We start from the raw sequence: 24,824 nt of genomic DNA on the forward strand, positions 1-24,824 counted from the left end.
AACTGCCAGAAGGCGTAGAGATGGTAATGCCAGGTGACAACATCAACATGGTAGTTAACCTGATTGCGCCAATCGCAATGGACGAAGGTCTGCGTTTCGCAATCCGTGAAGGCGGCCGTACTGTAGGCGCTGGTGTTGTTGCTAAAGTTATTGCTTAATCTTTGATTATCAAAAGATTATAACGAAAGAGGGGCCTTGGCTCCTCTTTTCTATTTTTAGCCACCATAATTGGTGGCTTTGTTTTATCTCAAGGCAGAACAAAAACAATAATTGAAATGAGATTTATTTCTATTTACTATGCTCTGGTATCGTTTGTTTTATAAACGTGACCAACTTTAAGTGTGGCTATTTTATCTGACCTAAATAGTTATCAAGAGTGTAATGTAAATAGCTAGAAGAGTGCTTCCATGTATGTCTGTCTCTGTAATGCAATAAGTGATAAAACCATACGCAACGCTGTTCATCAGCAACATGTTCGTTCTATCAGAGAGCTGAGGGACTTTGTTCCTGTAGGAAGTGATTGCGGAAAATGCATACGTCAGGCACGTGAAATCATAAATGAGGAGATTGCCCTCCTGCCCCCAATAAATAATGTTGCTTAAAATAGATCCAATTTTCTTGCAATTACTCTGCTAAACGAGTACTACACTATAGTTACTGGAAGCGGAGGAAATTGTTATGAAAGGTGATAAAAAAATAATTGCACATTTGAACAAACTTCTTGGTAATGAGCTTGTCGCTATTAATCAGTATTTTTTACATGCCCGAATGTTTAAAAATTGGGGATTGGTGCGATTAAATAACGTTGAGTACCACGAATCTATTGATGAGATGAAGCACGCAGATAAGCTTATCGAGCGTATTCTCTTTCTGGAGGGGATACCAAATCTACAAGATTTGGGCAAACTCAATATAGGTGAAGATGTAGAAGAGATGCTACGTTCTGATCTGGAATTAGAATTACGTGGTACAAAAGATCTGAGAGAAGCAATCGCATATGCTGATTCAGTTCATGATTATGTCAGCCGGGACTTGATGATAGAGATACTTACGGATGAAGAAAATCATATAGACTGGCTGGAAACTCAACTTGAACTCATATCTAGAATTGGCATACAAAATTACATTCAATCTCAGCTTGCTGAAGAAGAATAGCTATAATTTGCCGCCCTATGACTATAATTTACTGTATATAGGGCGCTTTTCCTTTTTTCCCCTTCCGATGTATATTTTTTGAATAGATTTCATCCTTAATCTTGCTTTGTGAGTAAATTCACGTATAATGCGCGAGCTTACCTACGTAGTAGGACTGATTTTATCAGTAATGAGCGGTGAATTACCGCCATTTAAAATACTCCCGATATGGGAGTTACACATTGAACGATTACACTCCCCCATCAATCGAAATGGGTGCGAGGAGTAATTATTTACGTTTATAAAATAGTTGGAGCTCTGGTCTCATGCAGAACCAAAGAATCCGTATCCGCCTGAAAGCATTTGATCATCGTTTGATCGATCAATCAACTGCGGAAATCGTAGAGACCGCTAAGCGCACTGGTGCGCAGGTTCGTGGTCCGATCCCGCTGCCGACTCGTAAAGAGCGTTTTACCGTTCTGATTTCTCCGCACGTTAACAAAGATGCGCGTGATCAGTACGAAATTCGCACTCACAAACGTCTGGTTGACATCGTTGAGCCAACCGAGAAAACCGTTGATGCTCTGATGCGTCTGGATCTGGCTGCCGGTGTAGACGTGCAGATCAGCCTGGGTTAATCAGGTCATTGAACGATTGAGAGGTTGAAACAATGATTGGTTTAGTCGGTAAAAAAGTGGGTATGACTCGTGTCTTCACAGAAGATGGCGTTTCAATCCCTGTAACTGTTATCGAAATCGAAGATAACCGTGTTACTCAAGTTAAAAGCAACGAGACTGACGGTTATCGTGCAATTCAGGTAACGACTGGTAGCAAAAAAGCTAACCGCGTTAATAAATCTGAAGCAGGTCATTTCGCTAAAGCTGGCGTTGAAGCTGGTCGCATCCTGCGTGAATTCCGTCTGTCAGAAGGCGACGCAGAGTTCACTTTAGGTCAAAGCATTAGCGTTGAAATTTTCGCTGACGTTAAAAAAGTCGACGTTACTGGTACATCTAAAGGTAAAGGTTTCGCGGGTACTGTTAAACGCTGGAACTTCCGTACTCAGGATGCTACCCATGGTAACTCCCTGTCTCACCGTGTTCCGGGTTCTATCGGTCAGAACCAGACTCCGGGCAAGGTATTTAAAGGCAAGAAAATGGCAGGCCAACTGGGTAATGAGCGTGTAACCGTTCAGAGCCTAGATGTAGTACGTGTTGACGCTGAGCGTAACCTGCTGCTGGTCAAAGGTGCTGTTCCAGGTGCAACGAACAGTAACCTGATCGTAAAACCGGCTGTCAAGGCGTAACGTCGAGGAGATAGGAATGGAATTGGTAATGAAAGACGCGCAAAGCGCGCTGACTGTTTCCGAAACTACCTTCGGGCGTGATTTCAATGAAGCGCTTGTGCATCAAGTAGTTGTTGCGTATGCAGCTGGTGCTCGTCAAGGTACTCGTGCTCAGAAAACTCGTGCTGAAGTTTCTGGTTCAGGTAAAAAACCATGGCGTCAGAAAGGCACTGGCCGTGCGCGTTCTGGTTCTATTAAGAGCCCAATTTGGCGCTCTGGTGGTGTAACTTTCGCAGCGAAGCCACAGGACCACAGTCAAAAAGTTAATAAAAAGATGTACCGCGGTGCTCTGAAAAGCATCCTGTCTGAACTGGTACGTCAAGATCGTCTGATCGTTGTCGAGAAGTTCTCTGTTGAAGCACCTAAAACTAAGTTGCTGGTACAGAAACTGAAAGAAATGGCTCTGGAAGACGTGCTGATCGTCACTGGCGAAGTTGATGAGAACCTGTTCTTAGCAGCTCGTAACCTGTATAAGGTTGACGTTCGTGATGCAGCAGGTATCGATCCAGTAAGCCTGATTGCCTTCGACAAAGTGGTTATGACTGCTGAAGCTGTGAAGCAAGTTGAGGAGATGCTGGCATGATCCGTGAAGAACGTCTGCTGAAAGTACTGCGCGCGCCGCACGTATCTGAAAAAGCTTCTACAGCGATGGAAAAAAGCAACACCATCGTTCTCAAAGTTGCGAAAGACGCGACTAAAGCAGAGATCAAAGCTGCCGTACAGAAACTGTTTGAAGTTGAAGTTGAAGGTGTAAACACTTTGCTGGTTAAAGGTAAAGTTAAACGCCACGGTCAGCGTATTGGTCGTCGTAGCGACTGGAAAAAAGCTTACGTCACCCTGAAAGAAGGCCAGAATTTGGACTTCGTTGGCGGCGCTGAGTAAGTCGGAGGAGTAAAGAACAATGGCAATTGTTAAATGTAAACCTACGTCTCCGGGCCGTCGCCACGTTGTTAAAGTGGTTAACCCTGAGCTGCATAAGGGTAAGCCTTATGCTCCGTTGTTGGAAAAAAACAACAAAACTGGTGGCCGTAACAACAATGGTCGTATTACCACTCGTCACATCGGTGGTGGCCATAAACAGCATTATCGTCTGATTGACTTCAAACGTAACAAAGACGGTATCCCTGCTGTTGTTGAGCGTCTGGAATATGATCCAAACCGCTCAGCAAACATCGCACTGGTTCTGTATAAAGACGGTGAGCGTCGTTACATCCTTGCGCCTAAGGGCCTGAAAGCAGGTGACCAGATCCAGTCTGGTGCTGATTCAGCAATCAAGGCGGGTAACGCTCTGCCAATGCGCAACATCCCGGTTGGTTCTACTGTTCACAACATAGAAATGAAACCAGGTAAAGGTGGCCAGCTGGCTCGTTCAGCAGGTGCTTATGCTCAGATCGTTGCACGTGACGGTTCTTATGTAACCCTGCGTCTGCGTTCTGGTGAAATGCGTAAAGTGCTGTCTGACTGCCGTGCTACTTTAGGTGAAGTTGGTAACGCAGAACATATGCTGCGCGTTCTGGGTAAAGCTGGTGCAAGCCGCTGGCGTGGTATCCGTCCTACCGTTCGCGGTACGGCGATGAACCCAGTAGACCATCCACATGGTGGTGGTGAAGGTCGTAACTTTGGTAAACACCCTGTAACTCCATGGGGCATCCAGACCAAAGGTAAGAAGACCCGTAGCAACAAACGTACTGATCAATACATCGTACGTCGCCGTTCTAAAAAATAATTAGAGGATAAGCCATGCCACGTTCTCTCAAGAAAGGTCCATTTATTGACCTGCACTTGCTGAAGAAGGTAGAGAAAGCGGTGGAAAGCGGAGACAAAAAGCCTATTAAGACTTGGTCCCGTCGTTCAACGATCTTTCCTAACATGATCGGTTTGACCATCGCTGTCCATAATGGTCGTCAGCATGTTCCAGTTTTTGTTTCCGACGAAATGGTTGGTCACAAACTGGGTGAATTCGCGCCGACCCGTACTTATCGCGGCCATGCGGCCGATAAAAAGGCCAAAAAGCGCTAAGGTAGGAGGAAGAGATGGAAACTATCGCTAAACATCGCCACGCTCGTTCTTCTGCTCAGAAGGTTCGCCTTGTGGCTGACCTGATCCGCGGTAAGAAAGTGTCGCAAGCTCTGGAAACTCTGACCTATACCAACAAGAAAGCTGCTGGTTTAGTGAAGAAAGTACTTGAGTCTGCTATTGCTAACGCAGAACACAACGATGGCGCTGACATCGATGATCTGAAAGTCACGAAAATTTTCGTAGACGAAGGCCCAACTATGAAGCGTATTATGCCTCGTGCCAAAGGCCGCGCAGATCGTATCCTGAAGCGCACCAGCCACATTACTGTGGTTGTGTCCGATCGCTGAGACTCTGGAGACTAGCAATGGGTCAGAAAGTACATCCTAATGGTATTCGTCTGGGGATTGTCAAACCTTGGAACTCTACCTGGTATGCGAATACTAAAGAATTCGCTGACAACCTAGACAGCGACTTTAAAGTTCGCCAGTACTTGAACAAAGAACTGGCTAAAGCATCTATTTCACGTATCGTTATCGAACGTCCTGCGAAAAGCATCCGTGTGACCATTCACACTGCTCGTCCAGGCATTGTAATCGGTAAAAAAGGTGAAGACGTTGAAAAACTGCGTAAGGCTGTAGCGGATATCGCTGGCGTTCCTGCGCAGATTAATATTGCCGAAGTGCGTAAACCTGAACTGGACGCAAAATTGGTTGCTGACAGCATCAGCTCACAGCTGGAACGTCGTGTTATGTTCCGTCGTGCTATGAAGCGTGCTGTACAGAACGCAATGCGTCTGGGCGCTAAAGGTATCAAAGTGGAAGTAAGCGGCCGTCTGGGCGGTGCTGAAATCGCGCGTACTGAATGGTATCGTGAAGGTCGTGTACCTCTGCATACTCTGCGTGCGGACATCGACTACAATACTTCTGAAGCGCACACCACTTATGGTGTAATCGGCGTTAAGGTATGGATCTTCAAAGGTGAGATCCTGGGTGGTATGGCTGCAGTTGAACAGGCGGAAAAACCGGCTGCTCAACCTAAAAAGCAGCAGCGTAAAGGCCGCAAGTAAGGAGAGTCGCTGATGTTACAACCAAAGCGTACGAAATTCCGTAAAGTGCACAAAGGCCGTAACCGCGGTCTGGCTGCAGGTGCGGATGTTAGCTTCGGCACTTTCGGTCTGAAAGCTGTGGGCCGTGGTCGTCTGACTGCTCGTCAGATCGAAGCGGCACGTCGTGCTATGACCCGTGCAATTAAGCGTCAAGGTAAAATCTGGATCCGTGTGTTCCCAGACAAACCTATCACCGAAAAGCCACTCGAAGTGCGTATGGGTAAAGGTAAAGGTAACGTAGAATACTGGGTTGCCTTGATCCAGCCCGGTAAAGTCCTGTATGAAATGGACGGTGTACCTGAAGAGCTGGCTCGTGAAGCATTCAAGCTGGCAGCAGCGAAACTGCCTATCAAAACCACCTTTGTAACTAAGACGGTGATGTAATGAAAGCACAAGAGCTGCGCGAAAAAAGCGTTGAAGAGCTGAACACTGAGCTGCTGAACCTGTTACGCGAACAATTTAATCTGCGTATGCAGGCGGCGAGTGGCCAGCTGCAACAGTCTCACCTGTTGAAACAAGTGCGTCGTAATATTGCACGCGTTAAGACTTTACTGACTGAGAAGGCGGGTGCGTAATGACCGATAAAATCCGTACTCTGCAAGGTCGTGTTGTTAGCGACAAAATGGAAAAATCCATTGTTGTTGCTATTGAACGTAAGGTGAAACACCCTCTGTATGGTAAATTCATCAAACGTACGACCAAACTGCACGTACATGACGAGAACAATGAATGTGGAATTGGTGATGTAGTGGAAATCCGCGAAACCCGTCCACTGTCTAAGACTAAATCTTGGACCTTAGTTCGCGTTGTAGAGAAAGCGGTTCTATAATAGATCGCTGTATCGTACGAAATAAACGGCTCAGAAAAACAGGGCCGTTTATTTTTCTGTCCATCGCGAAGATGTGGTGTTATAATGCCGCGCCCTCGTAGTATGGGATATTGAAACGGCCTCTTTAAAAATAAAGTGGCTCAGTAGTAGTTGACATTTAGCGGAGCACTAAAATGATCCAAGAACAGACTATGCTGAACGTGGCCGACAACTCCGGTGCACGTCGCGTAATGTGTATCAAGGTTCTAGGTGGCTCGCACCGTCGCTACGCAGACGTCGGTGATATCATCAAGATCACTATCAAGGAAGCAATTCCTCGTGGTAAAGTGAAAAAAGGTGATGTCCTGAAAGCGGTAGTGGTGCGCACCAAGAAGGGTGTTCGTCGCCCGGACGGTTCTGTCATTCGCTTCGATAGCAACGCTTGCGTATTGTTGAACAACAATAGTGAGCAAGTTATCGGTACGCGTATTTTTGGGCCGGTAACTCGTGAACTTCGTAATGAAAAGTTCATGAAAATTATCTCTCTGGCACCTGAAGTACTCTAAGGAGCAGACAATGGCAGCGAAAATCCGTCGTGATGACGAAATTATCGTGCTGACCGGTAAAGACAAAGGTAAGCGCGGTAAAGTAAAACAGGTTCTTTCTTCTGGTAAAGTCATTGTTGAAGGTATCAACCTGGTTAAAAAACATCAGAAGCCAGTTCCGGCTCTGAATCAACCAGGTGGCATCGTTGAAAAAGAAGCAGCAATTAATGTTTCTAACGTTGCAATCTTTAACGCAGCAACCGGCAAGGCTGACCGTGTAGGTTTTAGATTCGAAGACGGCAAAAAAGTCCGTTTCTTCAAGTCTAATAGCGAAACTATCAAGTAATTTGGAGTATACGATGGCGAAACTGCATGATTACTACAAAGACGAGGTAGTCCAGAAACTGATGACTCAGTTTGGTTACCATTCTGTCATGCAAGTCCCTCGGGTCGAGAAGATCACCCTGAACATGGGTGTTGGTGAAGCAATCGCTGACAAAAAACTGCTGGATAACGCAGCAGCTGATTTGGCAGCAATCTCTGGTCAAAAACCATTGATCACCAAAGCTCGCAAGTCAGTTGCAGGCTTCAAAATCCGTCAGGGCTATCCAATCGGCTGTAAAGTAACCCTGCGTGGAAAACGCATGTGGGAGTTCTTTGAGCGCCTGATTTCTATTGCTGTACCACGTATCCGTGACTTCCGTGGTTTGTCCGCTAAATCATTTGATGGACGTGGTAACTACAGCATGGGTGTTCGTGAGCAAATCATCTTCCCTGAAATCGATTACGATAAAGTGGATCGTGTACGTGGTTTGGATATTACTATCACCACTACTGCGAAATCTGATGATGAAGGCCGCGCACTGTTGGCTGCGTTTAACTTCCCGTTCCGCAAGTAAGGCAGGGTACTCATGGCTAAGCAATCAATGAAAGCACGTGATGTAAAACGTGCGAAATTAGCTGAGAAATTCTTCGCAAAACGCGTTGAGCTGAAAGCGATCATCTCTGATGTAAACGCATCTGATGAAGACCGTTGGAATGCTGTTCTCAAGCTGCAAACACTGCCACGTGATTCCAGCCCTTGCCGTCAGCGTAACCGCTGCCGTCAAACTGGGCGTCCGCATGCATTCTTGCGGAAGTTTGGGTTGAGCCGTATTAAAGTCCGTGAAGCCGCTATGCGCGGTGAAATCCCGGGCCTTAAAAAGGCTAGCTGGTAATTGTCACCAATTGAATCACGGGAGTAAAGACAGATGAGCATGCAAGATCCGATCGCGGATATGCTGACCCGTATCCGTAACGGTCAGGCCGCGAATAAAGTTGCGGTCACCATGCCTTCCTCCAAGCTGAAAGTGGCAATTGCCAAAGTGCTGAAGGAAGAAGGTTACATTGAAGATTTTAAAATCGAAGGCGACACCAAGCCAGAACTGGAAATAACACTGAAATATTTCCAAGGTAAGGCTGTTGTAGAAAGTATTCAGCGTGTAAGCCGCCCAAGTCTGCGCATCTATAAGAAAAAAGATGAGCTGCCACAAGTTATGGCTGGTTTGGGTATCGCTGTTGTTTCTACCTCTAAAGGTGTAATGACTGATCGTGCAGCTCGCCAGGCTGGTCTGGGTGGCGAGATTCTCTGCTACGTAGCTTAATTCGGGAGGAAAGAATGTCTCGTGTTGCAAAAGCACCCGTCGTCATTCCTGCCGGCGTAGAGGTTAAACTCAACGGTCAGGTTATTTCGATTAAGGGTAAAAACGGCGAGCTAAGTCGTACAATCCACAACGCAGTTGAAGTTAAACATGCGGATAACCAACTGACTTTCGCACCTCGCGAAGGTTTCGCTGATGCTTGGGCACAGGCGGGTACTACTCGTTCTTTGCTGAATGCAATGGTTATTGGTGTTAACGAAGGTTTCACTAAGAAACTCCAACTGGTGGGTGTTGGTTACCGTGCAGCAGTTAAAGGCAATGCAGTTAGCTTGTCTTTAGGCTTCTCGCATCCGGTCGAGCATCAACTACCAGCAGGCATAACTGCGGAATGCCCATCACAAACTGAAATCGTACTGAAAGGTGCTGATAAGCAGGTGATTGGTCAGGTTGCGGCAGATCTGCGTGCCTATCGTCGTCCTGAGCCATATAAAGGCAAGGGTGTTCGTTACGCCGATGAAGTCGTGCGTACCAAAGAGGCTAAGAAGAAGTAAGGTAACACTATGGATAAGAAAGCAGCTCGTATCCGTCGTGCGACCCGCGCACGCCGCAAGCTCCAGGAACTGGGTGCAACTCGCCTGGTGGTACACCGTACCCCTCGCCATATTTATGCGCAGGTTATCGCACCAAATGGTTCTGAAACTCTGGTGGCCGCTTCTACAACAGAAAAAGCTATCAGTGAACAACTGAAATTTACTGGAAACAAAGAAGCCGCAGCATTAGTTGGTAAAATTGTTGCTGAACGTGCTCTGGAAAAAGGCATCAAAGATGTGTCCTTTGACCGTTCTGGTTTCCAATATCATGGTAGAGTCCAGGCACTGGCAGATGCTGCCCGTGAAGCTGGCCTTCAGTTCTAAGGTAGAGGTGTAAGATGGCTCACATCGAAAAACAAGCTGGCGAACTGCAGGAAAAGCTGATCGCGGTAAACCGCGTATCTAAAACCGTTAAAGGTGGCCGCATTTTCAGCTTTACAGCACTGACTGTAGTTGGTGATGGTAACGGTCGCGTTGGTTTTGGCTACGGCAAAGCACGCGAAGTTCCGGCAGCGATCCAGAAAGCGATGGAAAAAGCTCGTCGCAATATGAAAAACGTCGCACTTAACGGCGGCACTCTGTACCACCCAGTGAAAGGCTCACACACCGGTTCTCGCGTGTTCATGCAGCCTGCACATGAAGGTACAGGTATCATCGCCGGTGGTGCGATGCGTGCTGTTCTGGAAGTGGCTGGGGTTCGTAACGTACTGGCTAAAACCTATGGTTCCACTAACCCAATCAACGTGGTTCGTGCAACTCTGGATGCATTAGACAGCATGAAGTCTCCAGAAATGGTCGCAGCTAAGCGTGGCAAATCCGTCGAAGAAATTCAGGGGTAATGACCATGGCTAAGACTATTAAAATCACTCAGGTTCGCAGTTCAATTGGTCGTTTGCCTAAACACAAGGCAACTCTGACTGGTTTAGGCCTGCGTCGCATTGGTCATACAGTTGAACGTGAAGATACACCTGCTGTTCGCGGTATGGTCAACTTGGTTTCCTATATGGTTAAAGTTGAGGAGTAACAGATGCGCTTAAATACTCTGTCTCCGGCTGAAGGTGCCAAGCACGCACCTAAACGTGTAGGTCGTGGTATTGGTTCTGGTCTGGGTAAAACCGGCGGCCGTGGTCACAAAGGTCAGAAGTCTCGTTCTGGCGGTGGCGTTCGTCGTGGTTTTGAAGGCGGCCAGATGCCTCTGTATCGTCGTCTGCCAAAATTTGGTTTTACTTCACGTAAGGCAATGATCACTGCAGAGATTCGTCTGTCTGATTTTGCTCGTGTTGAAGGCGATATTATCGATCTGAATGCACTGAAAGCTGCTAACATCATTGGCCCTCAAATTGAATTCGCTAAAGTAATGCTTTCTGGCGAAGTCAATCGCGCAGTAACTGTGCGTGGCTTGCGTGTTACTAAAGGCGCCCGCGCTGCGATTGAAGCTGCTGGCGGTAAAATTGAGGAATAAGTAACAGATGGCTAAACAACCAGGATTAGATTTTCAAAGTGCCAAAGGCGGATTAGGCGAGTTAAAACGCAGACTTTTGTTTGTCATTGGAGCTCTAATTGTTTTCCGTATTGGCTCTTTTATTCCAATCCCTGGTATTGATGCCACTGTGCTTGCCAAATTGCTCGAGCAGCAAAGAGGCACCATCATTGAAATGTTTAACATGTTCTCTGGTGGTGCTTTAAGCCGTGCTTCTATCTTTGCACTGGGTATAATGCCATATATTTCGGCGTCTATTATTATCCAGTTGCTAACTGTGGTTAACCCCCGTTTAGCAGAGATTAAGAAGGAAGGGGAAGCTGGTCGTCGTAAGATCAGTCAGTACACCCGTTATGGCACATTAGTGCTGGCAATATTCCAGTCAATCGGTATTGCTACTGGGTTGCCGAATATGCCTGGAATGCAAGGCTTAGTGATTAATCCTGGTTTTGCGTTCTATTTCACGGCTGTTGTAAGTCTGGTCACGGGAACCATGTTCTTGATGTGGCTGGGTGAGCAGATTACTGAACGAGGTATCGGTAACGGTATTTCGATCATAATCTTTGCTGGTATCGTTGCGGGTTTACCGCCTGCGATTGGTCACACCATCGAGCAAGCTCGGCAAGGCGACTTGCACTTCCTCCTGTTGCTGTTGGTTGCAGTATTAGTGTTTGCCGTAACTTTCTTTGTTGTTTTCATGGAGCGTGGTCAACGTCGTATCGTTGTTAACTATGCTAAACGTCAACAAGGTCGTAAAGTTTTCGCGGCACAAAGTACACATTTACCGTTGAAAGTGAATATGGCTGGGGTTATCCCTGCAATTTTTGCTTCCAGTATTATTTTGTTCCCTGGTACCATAGCCTCTTGGTTTGGTGGTGGAACAGGCTGGAACTGGTTGACGACTATTTCTATGTATTTGCAGCCAGGTCAACCGCTTTATGTGTTATTATACGCGTCTGCAATCATCTTCTTCTGTTTCTTCTACACGGCTTTGGTATTCAATCCAAGAGAAACAGCAGATAACCTGAAGAAGTCCGGTGCATTTGTACCAGGAATTCGTCCGGGAGAGCAAACGGCTAAGTACATCGATAAAGTAATGACTCGTTTAACCCTAGTTGGTGCGTTATATATTACTTTTATCTGCTTAATCCCGGAGTTCATGCGTGATGCAATGAAAGTTCCATTCTATTTTGGTGGTACTTCCCTACTGATTGTAGTTGTCGTCATCATGGACTTTATGGCTCAAGTGCAAACTCTAATGATGTCGAGTCAGTATGAGTCTGCATTGAAGAAGGCAAACCTGAAAGGGTATAACCGCTAATAGGTTTGCTTGAGAAGTTACGGAGAGTAAAAATGAAAGTTCGTGCTTCCGTCAAGAAATTATGCCGCAACTGCAAAATCGTTAAACGTAACGGTATCGTTCGTGTGATTTGCAGTGCAGAGCCTAAGCACAAACAGCGCCAAGGCTAATTAATCGCATATTTTTCTTGCAAAGTTGGGTTGAGCTGGCTAAATTAGCCAGCCAATCTTTTTTATCTGACAGCAACATTGTTTGAGTATCCTGAAAACGGGCTTTTCAGAATGATGTTGCAGTGAATAAATATTGTAGGAGTGCATAGTGGCCCGTATAGCAGGCATTAACATTCCTGATCAGAAACATACCGTAATCGCGTTAACCTCGATCTACGGCATCGGTAAAACCCGCTCACAAGCAATTTGTGCAGCAGCGGGCATTGCTGAAAATGTTAAGATCAGTGAGCTGTCTGAAGAGCAAATTGACAAGCTGCGTGACGAAGTTGCTAAATACGTTGTAGAAGGTGATTTGCGTCGTGAAGTGACCCTGAGTATCAAACGTCTGATGGATCTTGGTTGCTATCGTGGTTTGCGTCATCGTCGTGGTCTGCCAGTTCGCGGTCAGCGTACTAAGACCAATGCACGTACCCGTAAGGGTCCGCGTAAACCGATCAAGAAATAATCGGGGTATTGAATAATGGCAAAAGCACCTATTCGTGCACGTAAGCGTGTAAGAAAACAAGTCTCTGACGGTGTGGCTCATATCCATGCTTCTTTCAACAACACCATCGTTACTATTACTGATCGTCAGGGTAACGCATTGGGTTGGGCAACTGCTGGTGGTTCCGGTTTCCGTGGTTCTCGTAAATCTACTCCGTTTGCGGCTCAGGTTGCAGCAGAGCGCTGTGCCGAAGCAGTAAAAGAATACGGAATTAAGAACCTGGAAGTTATGGTTAAAGGACCTGGTCCTGGCCGTGAGTCAACTATCCGCGCATTAAACGCGGCTGGTTTCCGCATCACTAATATTACTGATGTGACTCCGATCCCTCATAACGGTTGTCGTCCACCGAAAAAACGTCGCGTTTAATGCGTCTTCGTTTTTAGGATTGTTGGAGAAAGAAAATGGCAAGATATTTGGGTCCTAAGCTCAAGCTGAGCCGTCGCGAGGGTACAGACCTTTTCCTGAAGTCTGGCGTTCGCGCGATTGACACCAAGTGTAAATTAGAACAGGCACCAGGCCAGCACGGCGCACGTAAACCGCGTCTGTCTGACTATGGTGTACAGTTACGTGAAAAACAAAAAGTTCGTCGTATTTACGGTGTTCTGGAACGTCAATTCCGTAACTACTATAAAGAAGCGACCCGTCTGAAAGGCAACACAGGTGAAAACCTGCTGAATTTGCTGGAAAGTCGCTTGGATAACGTCGTTTATCGTATGGGTTTTGGCGCGACTCGTGCTGAATCACGTCAGATGGTAAGCCACAAGGCTATCATGGTAAATGGTCGCGTTGTTAACATCGCTTCTTATCAGGTATCCCCGAATGACGTAGTCAGCGTTCGTGAAAAAGCGAAAAAGCAGGCTCGCATTAAAGCAGCCTTAGAGCTGGCTGAGCAGCGTGAGAAACCAACTTGGTTGGAAGTTGATGCTGCGAAGATGGAAGGTGTGTTCAAACGTATTCCTGAACGTACTGATCTATCCGCTGACATTAACGAACACCTGATCGTCGAGCTTTACTCTAAGTAAAGCTTAGCACCAAAGAGAGGACACAATGCAGGGTTCTGTGACAGAGTTTCTAAAACCGCGCCTGGTAGATATCGAGCAAGTCAGTTCGACGCACGCCAAGGTGACCCTTGAGCCATTAGAGCGTGGCTTTGGCCATACTCTTGGCAACGCACTGCGCCGTATTCTGCTTTCGTCTATGCCGGGTTGTGCGGTGACTGAGGTTGAGATTGATGGTGTACTGCATGAGTACAGCACCAAAGAAGGTGTACAGGAAGATATCCTGGAGATTCTCCTCAATCTGAAAGGGCTGGCGGTGAAAGTTCAGGGTAAAGATGAAGTTATCCTTACCTTGAATAAATCTGGCATTGGCCCTGTGACTGCAGCCGACATCATCCATGATGGTGATGTCGAAATCGTCAAGCCGCAGCACGTAATCTGCCATCTGACTGATGAAAGCGCTTCCATTAGTATGCGTATTAAAGTTCAGCGCGGTCGTGGTTATGTGCCGGCTTCTGCCCGAATTCATTCGGAAGAAGATGAGCGCCCTATCGGTCGTTTGTTAGTAGATGCTTGCTATAGCCCAGTAGAGCGTATCGCCTACAATGTTGAAGCAGCTCGTGTAGAACAGCGTACTGACCTGGATAAGCTGGTTATCGAGATGGAGACTAACGGTACAATCGATCCTGAAGAAGCGATTCGCCGTGCAGCTACCATTCTGGCTGAGCAACTGGAAGCTTTCGTTGACTTACGTGACGTACGTCAACCAGAAGTTAAAGAAGAGAAGCCAGAGTTTGATCCGATCCTGCTGCGCCCTGTTGACGATCTGGAATTGACTGTCCGCTCTGCTAACTGCCTTAAAGCAGAAGCTATCCACTACATCGGTGATCTGGTACAGCGTACCGAGGTTGAGTTACTTAAAACACCTAACCTGGGTAAAAAATCTCTTACTGAGATTAAAGACGTACTGGCTTCGCGTGGGCTTTCTCTGGGCATGCGTCTGGAAAACTGGCCACCAGCAAGTATTGCTGATGAATAACTAGATCACAGGTTAAGGTTTTACTGAGAAGGATAAGGTCATGCGCCATCGTAAGAGTGGTCGTCAATTGAACCGCAACAGCAGCCATCGCCAAGCTATGTTCCGTAACATGGCAGGTTCTTTGGTTCGTCATGAAATCATCAAGACGACTCTGCCTAAAGCGAAAGAACTGCGTCGCGTCGTTGAGCCGCTGATTACTCTTGCCAAGACCGACAACGTAGCTAATCGTCGTCTGGCATTCGCCCGTACTCGTGACAACGAGATCGTGGCAAAACTGTTTAATGAACTGGGCCCGCGTTTTGCGAGCCGCGCAGGTGGTTACACTCGTATTCTGAAGTGTGGCTTCCGTGCTGGTGACAATGCACCGATGGCATACATCGAGCTTGTTGACCGCGCAGCTGAGTCTCAGACAGAAACAGCATCTGCAGAGTAATCTGTAGAAGCGTAAAAAACCGGGTATTATCCCGGTTTTTTATTGCTCGTTAATTCTCTTCCAATCATTATTATCTTGTTTCTTATCAAATAACCTGCAAATCCTCTCTGTGTAGGTGATCTCTTAGACTATTCTGATAAAATTATTCCTACTTTCTATTTGATGGGAATATCTCTTATGTATCGTATTGGTCAGTTGGCTAAATTAGCAGGTGTTACACCAGACACTATCCGTTTTTATGAAAAACAGGGACTGATGCTTCATGGAGAAAGAACAGAGGGTGGTTATAGGCTTTATACAAAACAAGATCTACAGAGATTACGTTTTATCCGTTATGCAAAACAATTGGGTTTCACGTTAGAAGCGATTGTAGAATTATTATCTATTCGGGTGGATCCTGAGCATCACACATGTCAGGAATCGAAACATATCGTTGATTCAAGGCTACAGGAAGTTGAAGAAAAATTATTAGAAATGCAAAAAATGCGCGATTCTCTGAAAATGTTAAGTGATGCGTGTTGTGGTAGTGCACATGTGAGTACATATTGTTCTATATTGGAAATTTTGGAAGAGGGTGCAACGAATAAATAATTTTTCTTTATTATTCCGAATACTAAGAGTACAATTGCCTTGTTTTTAATCAAATAATTATTTCAATTAATTAAGAATTTCTTAAATTAACTTTTCTTAGAGGTCATTATGACAACTTATCACCATAAAAAAGGTGTGATCAAAGATAATGCTATAGAAGCCTTACTGCATGATCCCTTATTTAGACAGAGAGTAGAAAAAAACAAAAAAGGTAAAGGAAGTTATAATCGTAAAGCAAAACACGGTAAAAATAGTGGTTGGGAGGCCAATGATAATAATTTTTTCAAGTTGTTATCATTGGCCTTCTAATTTATTAAATGACGATACCCATTTAATAAAGCTGAGGTAGGTGTTTTTAAAGGAAGAAAGGGCTTGGCTGGAAAAGTTTTTCCACTTCAGGAACGAATTTTTTATCAGTAATAAACATGATTACATGGTCACCTTGCTGAATGACACTGTAATCATTAGCAATAATAACTTCTTCATTGCGGACAATAGCACCAATTGTTGTTCCTGGTGGCAGTTTAATATCACCTATCTTGCGCCCAACAACTTTTGATGTATGCTCATCACCATGAGCAATGGCTTCGATAGCTTCAGCAACACCACGCCTTAATGAAAATACGCTCACAATATCGGCTTTACGAACATGACCAAGCAATGCTGAAACTGTTGCCTGTTGAGGTGAGATGGCAATATCAATGACTCCACCTTGTACTAAATCAACATATGCACTGCGTTGAATGAGAACCATCGCTTTTTTCGCTCCCATTCGTTTTGCAAGCATCGCTGACATAATGTTGGCTTCATCATCATTTGTTAATGCGATAAAAACATCAACTTGTTCAATATGCTCTTCAGCTAGCAATTCTTGATCAGAAGCATCTCCATAGAACACGATGGTATCATGTAGTAATTCTGCAAGTTCTGTTGCTCTTTCTTGGTTATGCTCAATTAGTTTGACGCTATAATCTTTTTCAAGCCGTAAGGCTAAGCCTGCACCAACATTGCCTCCACCAACGATCATTATGCGTTTATATGGTTTTTCAAGACGTTGTAATTCACTCATTACAGCTCTGATATGTTGCGATGCGGCAACGAAAAAAACTTCATCTCCTGCTTCAATAATTGTCGAACCTTGTGGCCTAATTGGACGGTCTTGGCGGAATATTGCAGCAACTTTGCTGTCAATATGTGGCATATGCTCCCGAAGTGAAGATAAAGCATTTCCTACTAACGAGCCTCCATAATAGGCTTTGACTGCAACAATGCTGACTCGGCCTTCCGCGAAATTAACAACTTGCAATGCGCCAGGGTATTGGATCAGTTTATAAATGTAATCAATGACCAGTTGCTCAGGAGATATCAGATAATCAATTGGAATATGGTCAGGTTGGAATAATTTTTCTGATTCACGGATATACTCTGATGAGCGTATTCTAGCGACTTTATTGGGGGTATTAAATAGAGAGTAAGCAATCTGGCATGCAATCATATTGGTTTCATCGGAATTTGTCACCGCGACCAACATATCAGCATCTTCAGCCCCTGCTTCTCTTAATACTCTAGGATGAGAACCATGACCATTTACAACCCTCAGATCAAATTTATCCTGCAACTGACGTAAACGATCTGTATCGGTATCAACGATAGTAATATCATTGTTTTCATCAACCAAGTTTTCGGCTAATGTTCCGCCAACTTGGCCTGCACCTAGAATAATTATCTTCATAGCACTCTCTTCTTGATTAGAAGCTGTTTTCCTATTTTTGATATCTTAGCAAAATGGCAAAACTCTCTCGTTCCAATAGAACGAGAGAAAAGTGTTACTGCTTAGTTAGCCGAGCATAAAAGAAACCGTCACCACCTGTTATTTCTGGAATGATTTGTGTTCCTGGTTTTTCCTGTGTGCCTGTTTCTGATGATAACGCAGCATCTGAATGACGTTTCAAAAATGCTTTAATTTGCTCACTATTTTCCTGAGGTAAAATTGAGCAGGTAGCATAAACTAAGGTGCCATTTTTCTTTAAATATGGCCAGATAGCATCAAGAATTTCAGATTGTAATGTGGCTAATTGCTCAATATCTTCATCTCTGCGTAGCCATTTTATGTCGGGATGACGGCGAATAACCCCAGTTGCCGAGCACGGTGCATCAAGGAGAATACGATCAAATTGTTCACCTGTAGCCCACTCATGTGGAAGACGACCATCACCGGTTTTTACGACGGCATGTAAATTAAGTCTCTGTAAATTTTCATTCACCCGCTTAATTCTTTGCTCGTCAATATCGATAGCTAGTACTTTTGATTTTGGCGCTATCTCGAGGATATGAGTGGTTTTTCCTCCGGGAGCCGCACAAAGATCGAGTATAGATTCTTCGTTACATGGAGTTAAAAGCTCGGCACACCCTTGAGCAGAACGATCCTGAATAGTTACCCACCCTTTATCAAATCCAGGTAGGGTATTTACAGGACAAGGGCTTAGTAAGCGAATAGCATTAGGATGGTCTTTATCCAATTCTGCTTCTATATTTGCCTCTTCTAATAGAGCGAGATATTTATTAGCCGTATGATGGAGTTGGTTCACCCGTAACCACATTGGAGGTTTTTGGTTGTTGGTATCCACTATATTTTGCCAATTGTGTGGATAAGCTTTTTGTATACGTTCTAACAGCCACTTAGGGTGTAAATATTGGCTGATATGATTATTTGCTCGTTCGATTAATTCTTGTTGTTGGCGCTGAAATTGGCGAAGGACGCCATTGATTAACCCTTTTAGTTGCGGTCGTTTTAAGTTAATCGCACCATTGACGGTTTCGGCAAGTGCAGCATGTGCAGGAATGCGTGTATAAATAAGCTGATAAATTCCAACCATGATTAAGTAGTGGAAAATACGTTGTTTTCCTTTTAATGGTTTTGCCATTAATTGGTTAATAAGCCATTCAAGTTGAGGTAATACCCTCATAACTCCAAAGCAGAGTTCTTGTAGTAGAGCCTTATCTTTCTCAGAAATTCTTTGTTGCATTTCAGGTACAACGGTGCTGAGAGATTGCCCTTGCTCAAGTACTTGGGTGATCGCTTTTGCAGCGATGCTTCGCAGGTTGTATGTATTTTTCATGGTATGGTTAAAAAGCTGGCTGTCGTCAGCATCCTAAAATAGGAAGAAGCCTGTATGCTAAGAGCATACAGGCAAATTAGTATTAGTTGATTTTATTGCCTGGTGTAAACCATTCACGTTTGGAATTTAAGAGATCGGCAGCGGACATTGCTTTTTTACCAGGCGGCTGCAACTGAATGATATTTAGTATTCCATCGGCAGTCGCAATTTGGATGCCTTTTTTATCTGCGCTGATAATTGTTCCAGGGGTTTGGATAGTTTTATCTGCGCTGATAATTGTTCCAGGGGTTTGGATAGTTTGCTCTGCGATGACATCTGCTTGCCAGATCTTAATGGGGTGATCATCTATTAAGAAGAAGCTCATTGGCCAAGGGTTGAAAGCACGAATACAACGTTCAAGCTGGATTGCTGATAAATTCCAGTTCACTTTTGCTTCATCTTTGCTCAGTTTTTCGGCGTATGTCGCAAGAGAGCTATCTTGAGCTTCAGGCTGGCATTTTCCCGACGTGATTAAATTTAAGGTATCGAGTAACGCTTCTGGACCAATATTGGCAAGTTTTTCATATAAGCTGGCACTAGTATCTTCATTTTTAATTGGGCAAATGGCTTTCAACAGCATATCACCAGTATCAAGCCCGGCATCCATTTGCATGATCGTCACACCAGTTTCTTGGTCTCCTGCCCAAATTGAGCGTTGGATAGGAGCTGCTCCACGCCAGCTAGGTAACAATGAACCGTGAACATTCAGACACCCCAAGCGAGGAATATCTAATACGGTTTGGGGAAGAATCAGCCCATATGCAACAACGATCATAATATCTGCTTGCTGTTCTATGACCCATTGCTGGCTTTCTTCTGTACGTAAGGTTGTTGGCTGGAAAACAGGAATACCATGTTCTTCAGCCAATACCTTTACAGGACTTGGTGTCAGTTTCTTACCTCTTCCTGCCGGTTTATCTGGTCGAGTGAGTACTCCAACAACTTGATGTTGAGAGCTTAATAAAGCAGTCAAATGGCGGGCCGCGAAATCAGGGGTTCCGGCAAAAATAATACGTAAAGAATCAGACACTGTTATTTCCTGCAATGATAAAATTTATTTGCTTTTGGCTCTCAGACGGTCAATTTTTTCAACTTTCTGACGGATGCGTTGGCGTTTCAATGGGGAAAGATAATCGACAAAAAGTTTACCGACTAAGTGATCCATTTCATGTTGAATACAAATTGCCAACAGACCATCTGCTTCTAATTCAAATGCCTGGCCGTTATAATCTAAAGCCTTAATTCTTACTTTCTCAAAACGTGGTACAAATCCACGCTGTTCAGGAACTGATAGGCAACCTTCTTCTATACCTGTTTCACCAGACTCATCAACTAACTCTGGATTAATAAGAACAAGGCGTTGCTCACGATCCTCAGAGACATCAATGACAATAATTCTTTGATGAATATCGACTTGGGTTGCCGCTAAACCAATACCTTCTTCTGCATACATCGTTTCGAACATATCATCAATGATACGTTGGATTTCTGCATCGACTTTTTCTACTGGCTTTGCAATTGTGCGAAGTCGTTCGTCTGGATAATGTAATACTTGTAAAACTGACATATGTGTTTAGAACTGCATCCAAAAAGTGAGTAATAATTGCTGCCTATTCTAGACATTTCCCGTTTAGATTGACAGTATTGGACATAAAATAATCATGCGGAAGTTACCTTCAATCAGGTCAGGATGACGATATGGAAGCAATGGAAATGTGGTTGCGAATGAAAATGGTCTCTCATCTTTCAGCAGCAAAGGCAGTGTTCATTATGGATCGCCTGTTACACGCGAAGAATTGCAGCACTACTTTTCTTAAAGAATGTGGTTTGTCACCTACGCAATGTTTGCAATTTATGAAGGCTAACTCTGCCACACTGATATCGGCTTTCAATTGGTTAGAACAACCGAATAACCATTTATTGACTTTCTCTCACCCTGGATATCCTCCTTTATTAAAACAGATACATTCACCACCTCTTGTACTTTTTGTCACGGGTGATGTATCGCTCCTGTCCCAAAAACAAATTTCCATGGTTGGCAGCAGAACAGCAACTTTCTATGGTGAAAAATGGGGCAAGGCCTTTGCTGGTGAATTAGCTAGAAACAATCTGATCATAACTAGTGGCTTGGCGATTGGTATTGATGGTATTTGCCATCAGGCAACATTAGATTCAGGTGGAAAAACTATTGCTGTACTTGGTAGTGGGCTTAACAATATTTACCCCACTCGTCATCAGGCTCTGGCTCATCGTATTAAAGAAAATGGCGCATTGGTCTCTGAATTTTTTCCTGATACGCCGCCCAAAGCCAAAAATTTTCCAAGACGAAATCGGATTATTAGTGGATTGAGTTTGGCTCTTCTTATTGTGGAGGCTCATAAAAACAGTGGATCATTAATTACGGCACGCTGTGCTCTTGAACAAGGGAGGGATATTTTTGCTTTACCCGGCCCGCTAGGTACTCCTTCAAATGAGGGCAACCATTGGTTAATTAAGCAAGGGGCTTATCTGGCAACAAGTGTGATGGATATAATGGAACATATTAATTCGTCGTTTCAATGGATTAACTTTGAAGGAAAAGTGGAAGAAAAGGATAGTGAACAATTTGCACAAACAGAGTTGCCATTTGCGGATGTGCTGGTTAACGTAGGTAACGATGTTACACCTATTGATGTGATTGCTCAGCGTTCTTCCCTTCCTATTACAGAAGTCATGACCAAGTTATTGGATCTAGAGCTTATGGGAAAAGTTGCCGTTGTTGCTGGTGGATATGTCCGAACCAATTAATCTATTTAATTTGTATTTTTTTCCAACGTTATGATGGCTGGTATTTAGCGAGTGAAATATGTCTAAGAAAGTTCCCTTTGCTATAAAAGAAACAGAATACTGTCCTGAGTGTGGTGCTGAGTTAGTCATCCGTAATGGATCACATGGCCTATTTTATGCGTGTTCTGGTTACCCATCCTGCAATTATCTTCGTCCTTTGAAATCACAAGGTGATGGGCACATTGTAAAAGAATTGGATGGACAGACCTGTCCAGCATGTGGTTTTACTTTGGTCTTACGGCAAGGACGTTATGGCATGTTTATTGGTTGTAGTCACTATCCTGAATGTGAGCATATAGAATTGATTGATAAACCAGACGATACATCAATTACTTGTCCTCAATGCCAACAAGGAAAGTTATTTCAGCGTAAATCTCGTTTTGGAAAAACATTTCATTCCTGTAGTCGTTATCCCGATTGCCAATTTGCGCTTAACAATAAACCTGTGCCGGGAGAATGTATGTTTTGCCACTATCCATTGTTAATGGAAAAACGCACTTCCCAAGGCATAAAATTATTTTGTGCCAGTAAATTGTGTAGTAAACAACAATTCAATGAAATTGAGAAAGAAAATGAGTAACGAAATCTCACCAGCATTTGATGCAATTATCACGGCCTTAAAAGAAGAAAAAGTCGTTGCCTATCCAACAGAGGCTGTTTTTGGATTAGGGTGTGATCCCGATAGTGAGAACGCAGTACAAGAGCTTTTAGCGTTGAAAAACCGGTCTTGGGAAAAAGGCCTAATTCTTATTGCTGATAATTATGAGCGGCTATGTCCTTATATTGACGATGAGCAATTGAGCGATATACAAAAGGAAACCATATTTTCCTCTTGGCCTGGTCCTGTTACATGGGTTATACCAGCGAAAAAAACAACACCAAAATGGTTAACAGGTAAGTTTTCAACGTTGGCGGTTCGAGTCACTACCCATCCTTTGGTTAAGCAATTATGTTCTGGTTATGAAAAACCACTTGTGTCGACCAGCGCTAATCTAAGCGGACTAGAACCATGCCGGAGTGTGGAAGAAGTGCGCCAGCAATTTGGGAATCGTGTCCCGATTTTGGAAGGAGAAGTAGGGGGGCGTAAAAATCCATCAGAAATCAGAGACGCTTTAACGGGTAAATTATATCGGCAAGGGTAAAAATAATGGATAAATTCGCTGTTTTTGGTAACCCAATTGAACATAGTAAATCCCCTTATATTCATCGATTGTTTGCTGAACAGACTGGCATTGAGCATCAATATGGGAAAATATTTGCTCCAATAGAAAGCTTTGAACAAACTTTAACGCATTTTTTTGCACAAGGTGGTTTGGGAGCTAATATCACCATCCCTTTCAAAGAAAGAGCTTACCAATGTTCAGATGAGTTGACTGAGCGGGCAAGGATTAGTGGTGCTGTCAATACATTAAAATTGGTCGGCAGAAACCAACTTCTTGGTGATAATACTGATGGGATTGGGTTACTGGTGGATCTACAGCGGCTCAACTTCATTTCCCAGGGGCAAAGGATCTTGATTATTGGTGCGGGTGGGGCTGCGAAGGGGGTAATCTCTCCTTTGCTCTCATTGGGGTCCCCCGTCACTATCACTAATCGTACTTTTGAGCGGGCTCAACTAATTGCGAATAAATTTTCTCTATTAGGTGATATCCGGGCTATTGAGATGGAAACACTTATTTCTCCAGACTTTGATATCATCATTAATGCAACGGCTTCCGGCCTTGATGGAGAGATTCCTGCGGTATCACCGTTACTTTTTCAAAACAATAGCGTTTGTTATGACATGTATTATCAGTATGGATTAACACCTTTCCTCAGTTTTGCTCATCAAAATGGAGCTTCACGTTTAGCTGATGGTTTGGGAATGTTGGTGGGGCAAGCTGCGCACGCTTTTGAATTGTGGCATGGGATATTTCCTGAAATAGAACCTGTTTTAACTACTTTAAGGCGAGAATTACACTCATGAATCAATCAATTCAATTTCCTGATCGTGAAGAATGGGATGAGAGCGGGAATAAAGTGATATTTCCAGCAATGGTAGATGGTTTGCTGGTGGAATGTGTGATTAATGCCGATGAGATTATTGCGCGTTATGGTAAAGCTCATCACCCACTCGTTCTGTTTCGTCAACACCGCTGGGATCTAGAAGAGGAGTTTGAAACGGTTATTTTGAGTGGGCATGATGATCAGTTTGGGTGTTATTCTTTGCTTTCAGATTGTTCCGCTAAATAATTGTCTTTCCAGTTGGCGTAATTATTAGCAGAATAAAGCAACTCTTCTAATTCTTCAGGTTTGAGTTTTCTCACTTGTTTGGCCGGGCTACCTACGTACAGATATCCGCTTTCTAGCCTTTTTCCTGGGGGAATTAGGCTGCCAGCTCCGATGATTACATCATCTTCAATAATGGCACCATCAAGCACAATAGTCCCCATACCAACTAATACTCGATTTCCTATCTTACAACCATGCAGCATTGCTTTATGGCCCACAGTGACATCTTCTCCAATTATTAGTGGGTAACCATTAGGGTTATCATTAGATTTGTGAGTTACGTGTAAAACAGAGCCATCTTGAATACTTGTGCGAGAACCAATGGAGACATAATTCACATCTCCACGGATAACTACCAGAGGCCAGATACTTACATCATCTGCCAATCTGACATCTCCAATCACAACAGACGAAGGATCTAAAAGAACTTTTTGACCAATTTGAGGATAGAAATTTAAGTATTGACGCAAAACAGTGTACATAAAAGACCTCAACAGTAAGAACGAATAACAATTAGTAGAAATGTTATTGAGGAAAATATCACCACGCAATCAAAAAATTTGTTTTAATCTTAGACTAATTGAGTGGTTTTTATGTCAAAAAGAGCGAAAAACACTCGATTGAAAATAAAATTCAAAAAAACTATTGTCAGCGCCGTAAAACTCCCTATAATGCGCCACCACTGACCGACGCTGAGCTGAAAAAAGCCGCTGAGGAAAGTCGGAGGGCAGCGAAAATAAACGCTTGACTCCGGAGGCGAAAAGCGTAAGATACGCAGCCTCGCAACCCGGAAGGATTTTCCCGGTTGCCACGCTCTTTAACAAATTAATC

43 protein-coding genes and 1 pseudogene are annotated in these 24,824 nt (G+C 44.1%); 38 read left to right on the forward strand and 6 right to left on the reverse strand.

Going from position 1 to position 24,824, the window contains the following annotated elements; translation table 11 throughout:
- The 33 genes and pseudogenes from tuf to Xenpb_RS17615 form a co-directional block, all read left to right on the forward strand.
- A pseudogene (gene tuf, locus Xenpb_RS17455) lies at positions 1 to 158 on the forward strand (elongation factor Tu); the annotation flags it as partial.
- Between the two features lie 249 nt (positions 159 to 407).
- The gene (gene bfd, locus Xenpb_RS17460; RefSeq protein WP_099112785.1) at positions 408 to 602 is read left to right on the forward strand and encodes a bacterioferritin-associated ferredoxin; all 195 of its coding nucleotides are present in this window, start codon (positions 408 to 410) and stop codon (positions 600 to 602) included.
- A 76-nt stretch (positions 603 to 678) separates the two neighbouring features.
- Positions 679 to 1,155 (forward strand): bacterioferritin, encoded by a 477-nt coding sequence (gene bfr, locus Xenpb_RS17465; protein ID WP_187655477.1) that lies wholly within the window; start codon positions 679 to 681, stop codon positions 1,153 to 1,155.
- Between the two features lie 305 nt (positions 1,156 to 1,460).
- Entirely contained in the window at positions 1,461 to 1,772 is a 312-nt protein-coding gene (gene rpsJ / locus Xenpb_RS17470; protein WP_001181005.1) for a 30S ribosomal protein S10, read from the forward strand.
- A gap of 32 nt (positions 1,773 to 1,804) precedes the next feature.
- Complete coding sequence (gene rplC / locus Xenpb_RS17475; RefSeq protein ID WP_187655478.1) at positions 1,805 to 2,437, forward strand: 50S ribosomal protein L3; 633 nt, start codon at positions 1,805 to 1,807, stop codon at positions 2,435 to 2,437.
- A gap of 16 nt (positions 2,438 to 2,453) precedes the next feature.
- Entirely contained in the window at positions 2,454 to 3,059 is a 606-nt protein-coding gene (gene rplD, locus Xenpb_RS17480; RefSeq protein ID WP_045968043.1) for a 50S ribosomal protein L4, read from the forward strand.
- Positions 3,056 to 3,358 (forward strand): 50S ribosomal protein L23, encoded by a 303-nt coding sequence (rplW, locus tag Xenpb_RS17485; protein WP_038269605.1) that lies wholly within the window; start codon positions 3,056 to 3,058, stop codon positions 3,356 to 3,358. The genes rplD and rplW overlap by 4 nt, the downstream gene beginning before the upstream one ends.
- A 19-nt stretch (positions 3,359 to 3,377) precedes the next feature.
- Positions 3,378 to 4,202 carry a 50S ribosomal protein L2 gene (gene rplB / locus Xenpb_RS17490; RefSeq protein WP_086113940.1) on the forward strand — a complete coding sequence of 275 codons (825 nt, stop codon included), beginning with the start codon at positions 3,378 to 3,380 and terminating at the stop codon, positions 4,200 to 4,202.
- Between the two features lie 14 nt (positions 4,203 to 4,216).
- A complete protein-coding gene (gene rpsS / locus Xenpb_RS17495; protein WP_011148791.1) occupies positions 4,217 to 4,495 on the forward strand; it encodes a 30S ribosomal protein S19 in 279 nt (92 codons plus the stop codon).
- Positions 4,496 to 4,509: 14 nt separating this feature from the next.
- The gene (gene rplV, locus Xenpb_RS17500) at positions 4,510 to 4,842 is read left to right on the forward strand and encodes a 50S ribosomal protein L22 (RefSeq protein WP_010847481.1); all 333 of its coding nucleotides are present in this window, start codon (positions 4,510 to 4,512) and stop codon (positions 4,840 to 4,842) included.
- 17 nt (positions 4,843 to 4,859) lie between these two features.
- Positions 4,860 to 5,561, forward strand: a complete 702-nt coding sequence (gene rpsC, locus Xenpb_RS17505) for a 30S ribosomal protein S3 (RefSeq protein WP_069317333.1) — start codon at positions 4,860 to 4,862, stop codon at positions 5,559 to 5,561.
- Positions 5,562 to 5,573: 12 nt separating this feature from the next.
- Positions 5,574 to 5,984: a 50S ribosomal protein L16 gene (gene rplP / locus Xenpb_RS17510; RefSeq protein ID WP_012990491.1), complete on the forward strand. Its 411-nt coding sequence runs from the start codon at positions 5,574 to 5,576 to the stop codon at positions 5,982 to 5,984.
- Positions 5,984 to 6,175 (forward strand): 50S ribosomal protein L29, encoded by a 192-nt coding sequence (rpmC, locus tag Xenpb_RS17515; RefSeq protein ID WP_010847484.1) that lies wholly within the window; start codon positions 5,984 to 5,986, stop codon positions 6,173 to 6,175. The genes rplP and rpmC overlap by 1 nt, the downstream gene beginning before the upstream one ends.
- Positions 6,175 to 6,429, forward strand: a complete 255-nt coding sequence (rpsQ, locus tag Xenpb_RS17520; RefSeq protein ID WP_010847485.1) for a 30S ribosomal protein S17 — start codon at positions 6,175 to 6,177, stop codon at positions 6,427 to 6,429. The genes rpmC and rpsQ overlap by 1 nt, the downstream gene beginning before the upstream one ends.
- Positions 6,430 to 6,602: 173 nt before the next feature.
- The gene (gene rplN / locus Xenpb_RS17525) at positions 6,603 to 6,974 is read left to right on the forward strand and encodes a 50S ribosomal protein L14 (protein ID WP_004246955.1); all 372 of its coding nucleotides are present in this window, start codon (positions 6,603 to 6,605) and stop codon (positions 6,972 to 6,974) included.
- 10 nt (positions 6,975 to 6,984) lie between these two features.
- Positions 6,985 to 7,299 (forward strand): 50S ribosomal protein L24, encoded by a 315-nt coding sequence (rplX, locus tag Xenpb_RS17530; RefSeq protein WP_099112789.1) that lies wholly within the window; start codon positions 6,985 to 6,987, stop codon positions 7,297 to 7,299.
- A gap of 13 nt (positions 7,300 to 7,312) precedes the next feature.
- On the forward strand, positions 7,313 to 7,852 hold the full coding sequence (rplE, locus tag Xenpb_RS17535; RefSeq protein ID WP_045968052.1) for a 50S ribosomal protein L5: 540 nt from the start codon (positions 7,313 to 7,315) through the stop codon (positions 7,850 to 7,852).
- Between the two features lie 12 nt (positions 7,853 to 7,864).
- Positions 7,865 to 8,170 carry a 30S ribosomal protein S14 gene (gene rpsN / locus Xenpb_RS17540; RefSeq protein WP_010847489.1) on the forward strand — a complete coding sequence of 102 codons (306 nt, stop codon included), beginning with the start codon at positions 7,865 to 7,867 and terminating at the stop codon, positions 8,168 to 8,170.
- A 33-nt stretch (positions 8,171 to 8,203) separates the two neighbouring features.
- Positions 8,204 to 8,596, forward strand: a complete 393-nt coding sequence (gene rpsH, locus Xenpb_RS17545; RefSeq protein WP_038240479.1) for a 30S ribosomal protein S8 — start codon at positions 8,204 to 8,206, stop codon at positions 8,594 to 8,596.
- 14 nt (positions 8,597 to 8,610) lie between these two features.
- The gene (rplF, locus tag Xenpb_RS17550) at positions 8,611 to 9,144 is read left to right on the forward strand and encodes a 50S ribosomal protein L6 (RefSeq protein ID WP_099112790.1); all 534 of its coding nucleotides are present in this window, start codon (positions 8,611 to 8,613) and stop codon (positions 9,142 to 9,144) included.
- Between the two features lie 9 nt (positions 9,145 to 9,153).
- Entirely contained in the window at positions 9,154 to 9,507 is a 354-nt protein-coding gene (gene rplR / locus Xenpb_RS17555; RefSeq protein ID WP_038240476.1) for a 50S ribosomal protein L18, read from the forward strand.
- A gap of 14 nt (positions 9,508 to 9,521) precedes the next feature.
- On the forward strand, positions 9,522 to 10,022 hold the full coding sequence (gene rpsE, locus Xenpb_RS17560) for a 30S ribosomal protein S5 (RefSeq protein ID WP_047961671.1): 501 nt from the start codon (positions 9,522 to 9,524) through the stop codon (positions 10,020 to 10,022).
- 5 nt (positions 10,023 to 10,027) lie between these two features.
- Positions 10,028 to 10,207, forward strand: coding sequence for a 50S ribosomal protein L30 (gene rpmD, locus Xenpb_RS17565; protein ID WP_008913894.1), 180 nt, complete (start codon positions 10,028 to 10,030; stop codon positions 10,205 to 10,207).
- A 3-nt stretch (positions 10,208 to 10,210) separates the two neighbouring features.
- A complete protein-coding gene (gene rplO, locus Xenpb_RS17570) occupies positions 10,211 to 10,645 on the forward strand; it encodes a 50S ribosomal protein L15 (RefSeq protein WP_187655479.1) in 435 nt (144 codons plus the stop codon).
- A 7-nt stretch (positions 10,646 to 10,652) separates the two neighbouring features.
- On the forward strand, positions 10,653 to 11,984 hold the full coding sequence (secY, locus tag Xenpb_RS17575; protein ID WP_086113931.1) for a preprotein translocase subunit SecY: 1,332 nt from the start codon (positions 10,653 to 10,655) through the stop codon (positions 11,982 to 11,984).
- A 32-nt stretch (positions 11,985 to 12,016) separates the two neighbouring features.
- The gene (gene rpmJ, locus Xenpb_RS17580) at positions 12,017 to 12,133 is read left to right on the forward strand and encodes a 50S ribosomal protein L36 (RefSeq protein ID WP_012768118.1); all 117 of its coding nucleotides are present in this window, start codon (positions 12,017 to 12,019) and stop codon (positions 12,131 to 12,133) included.
- Positions 12,134 to 12,281: 148 nt separating this feature from the next.
- Positions 12,282 to 12,638, forward strand: coding sequence for a 30S ribosomal protein S13 (gene rpsM / locus Xenpb_RS17585; protein WP_038240472.1), 357 nt, complete (start codon positions 12,282 to 12,284; stop codon positions 12,636 to 12,638).
- 15 nt (positions 12,639 to 12,653) lie between these two features.
- A complete protein-coding gene (gene rpsK, locus Xenpb_RS17590) occupies positions 12,654 to 13,043 on the forward strand; it encodes a 30S ribosomal protein S11 (RefSeq protein ID WP_002919257.1) in 390 nt (129 codons plus the stop codon).
- Between the two features lie 35 nt (positions 13,044 to 13,078).
- The gene (rpsD, locus tag Xenpb_RS17595) at positions 13,079 to 13,699 is read left to right on the forward strand and encodes a 30S ribosomal protein S4 (RefSeq protein WP_045960135.1); all 621 of its coding nucleotides are present in this window, start codon (positions 13,079 to 13,081) and stop codon (positions 13,697 to 13,699) included.
- Between the two features lie 25 nt (positions 13,700 to 13,724).
- On the forward strand, positions 13,725 to 14,714 hold the full coding sequence (gene rpoA / locus Xenpb_RS17600; RefSeq protein ID WP_038269634.1) for a DNA-directed RNA polymerase subunit alpha: 990 nt from the start codon (positions 13,725 to 13,727) through the stop codon (positions 14,712 to 14,714).
- Between the two features lie 40 nt (positions 14,715 to 14,754).
- Positions 14,755 to 15,147, forward strand: a complete 393-nt coding sequence (gene rplQ / locus Xenpb_RS17605) for a 50S ribosomal protein L17 (protein ID WP_047961667.1) — start codon at positions 14,755 to 14,757, stop codon at positions 15,145 to 15,147.
- Between the two features lie 177 nt (positions 15,148 to 15,324).
- On the forward strand, positions 15,325 to 15,738 hold the full coding sequence (gene zntR / locus Xenpb_RS17610; protein WP_187655480.1) for a Zn(2+)-responsive transcriptional regulator: 414 nt from the start codon (positions 15,325 to 15,327) through the stop codon (positions 15,736 to 15,738).
- A 108-nt stretch (positions 15,739 to 15,846) separates the two neighbouring features.
- Entirely contained in the window at positions 15,847 to 16,047 is a 201-nt protein-coding gene (locus tag Xenpb_RS17615) for an alternative ribosome-rescue factor A (protein WP_099112793.1), read from the forward strand.
- Positions 16,048 to 16,093: 46 nt separating this feature from the next.
- On the opposite strand, the gene trkA is transcribed toward Xenpb_RS17615, so the two are convergent.
- The 4 genes from trkA to def form a co-directional block, all read right to left on the reverse strand.
- Entirely contained in the window at positions 16,094 to 17,470 is a 1,377-nt protein-coding gene (gene trkA / locus Xenpb_RS17620; protein WP_187655481.1) for a Trk system potassium transporter TrkA, read from the reverse strand.
- Between the two features lie 94 nt (positions 17,471 to 17,564).
- Positions 17,565 to 18,857 (reverse strand): 16S rRNA (cytosine(967)-C(5))-methyltransferase RsmB, encoded by a 1,293-nt coding sequence (rsmB, locus tag Xenpb_RS17625; protein ID WP_187655482.1) that lies wholly within the window; start codon positions 18,855 to 18,857, stop codon positions 17,565 to 17,567.
- An 82-nt stretch (positions 18,858 to 18,939) separates the two neighbouring features.
- Positions 18,940 to 19,926: a methionyl-tRNA formyltransferase gene (fmt, locus tag Xenpb_RS17630; protein WP_187655483.1), complete on the reverse strand. Its 987-nt coding sequence runs from the start codon at positions 19,924 to 19,926 to the stop codon at positions 18,940 to 18,942.
- A gap of 24 nt (positions 19,927 to 19,950) precedes the next feature.
- Complete coding sequence (gene def, locus Xenpb_RS17635) at positions 19,951 to 20,463, reverse strand: peptide deformylase (RefSeq protein WP_099112797.1); 513 nt, start codon at positions 20,461 to 20,463, stop codon at positions 19,951 to 19,953.
- A 131-nt stretch (positions 20,464 to 20,594) separates the two neighbouring features.
- Between def and dprA the strand changes: the two genes are divergently transcribed.
- From dprA to Xenpb_RS17660, 5 genes are read left to right on the forward strand one after another with little or no spacing between them, the layout of a single operon-like run.
- Entirely contained in the window at positions 20,595 to 21,683 is a 1,089-nt protein-coding gene (dprA, locus tag Xenpb_RS17640; RefSeq protein ID WP_187655484.1) for a DNA-protecting protein DprA, read from the forward strand.
- 58 nt (positions 21,684 to 21,741) lie between these two features.
- Positions 21,742 to 22,302 carry a type I DNA topoisomerase gene (locus Xenpb_RS17645; RefSeq protein WP_187655485.1) on the forward strand — a complete coding sequence of 187 codons (561 nt, stop codon included), beginning with the start codon at positions 21,742 to 21,744 and terminating at the stop codon, positions 22,300 to 22,302.
- Complete coding sequence (gene tsaC / locus Xenpb_RS17650) at positions 22,295 to 22,864, forward strand: L-threonylcarbamoyladenylate synthase type 1 TsaC (RefSeq protein WP_187655486.1); 570 nt, start codon at positions 22,295 to 22,297, stop codon at positions 22,862 to 22,864. The genes Xenpb_RS17645 and tsaC overlap by 8 nt, the downstream gene beginning before the upstream one ends.
- A gap of 5 nt (positions 22,865 to 22,869) precedes the next feature.
- Positions 22,870 to 23,688, forward strand: a complete 819-nt coding sequence (aroE, locus tag Xenpb_RS17655) for a shikimate dehydrogenase (RefSeq protein WP_187655487.1) — start codon at positions 22,870 to 22,872, stop codon at positions 23,686 to 23,688.
- The gene (locus Xenpb_RS17660; RefSeq protein ID WP_187655488.1) at positions 23,685 to 23,954 is read left to right on the forward strand and encodes a DUF1488 domain-containing protein; all 270 of its coding nucleotides are present in this window, start codon (positions 23,685 to 23,687) and stop codon (positions 23,952 to 23,954) included. Before aroE ends, Xenpb_RS17660 begins: the two co-directional genes overlap by 4 nt.
- Here the strand turns inward: Xenpb_RS17660 and Xenpb_RS17665 are convergent.
- Both Xenpb_RS17665 and Xenpb_RS19715 read right to left on the reverse strand, forming a co-directional pair.
- Complete coding sequence (locus Xenpb_RS17665) at positions 23,921 to 24,475, reverse strand: gamma carbonic anhydrase family protein (RefSeq protein ID WP_187655489.1); 555 nt, start codon at positions 24,473 to 24,475, stop codon at positions 23,921 to 23,923. The two genes, Xenpb_RS17660 and Xenpb_RS17665, sit on opposite strands and share 34 nt — an antisense overlap.
- A gap of 114 nt (positions 24,476 to 24,589) precedes the next feature.
- A partial coding sequence (locus Xenpb_RS19715) for a hypothetical protein (RefSeq protein ID WP_222943034.1) occupies positions 24,590 to 24,824 on the reverse strand: 235 nt, incomplete at its 5' end.

Source organism: Xenorhabdus sp. PB62.4, from assembly GCF_014467285.1.
In the GTDB taxonomy this organism is placed as follows: domain Bacteria; phylum Pseudomonadota; class Gammaproteobacteria; order Enterobacterales; family Enterobacteriaceae; genus Xenorhabdus.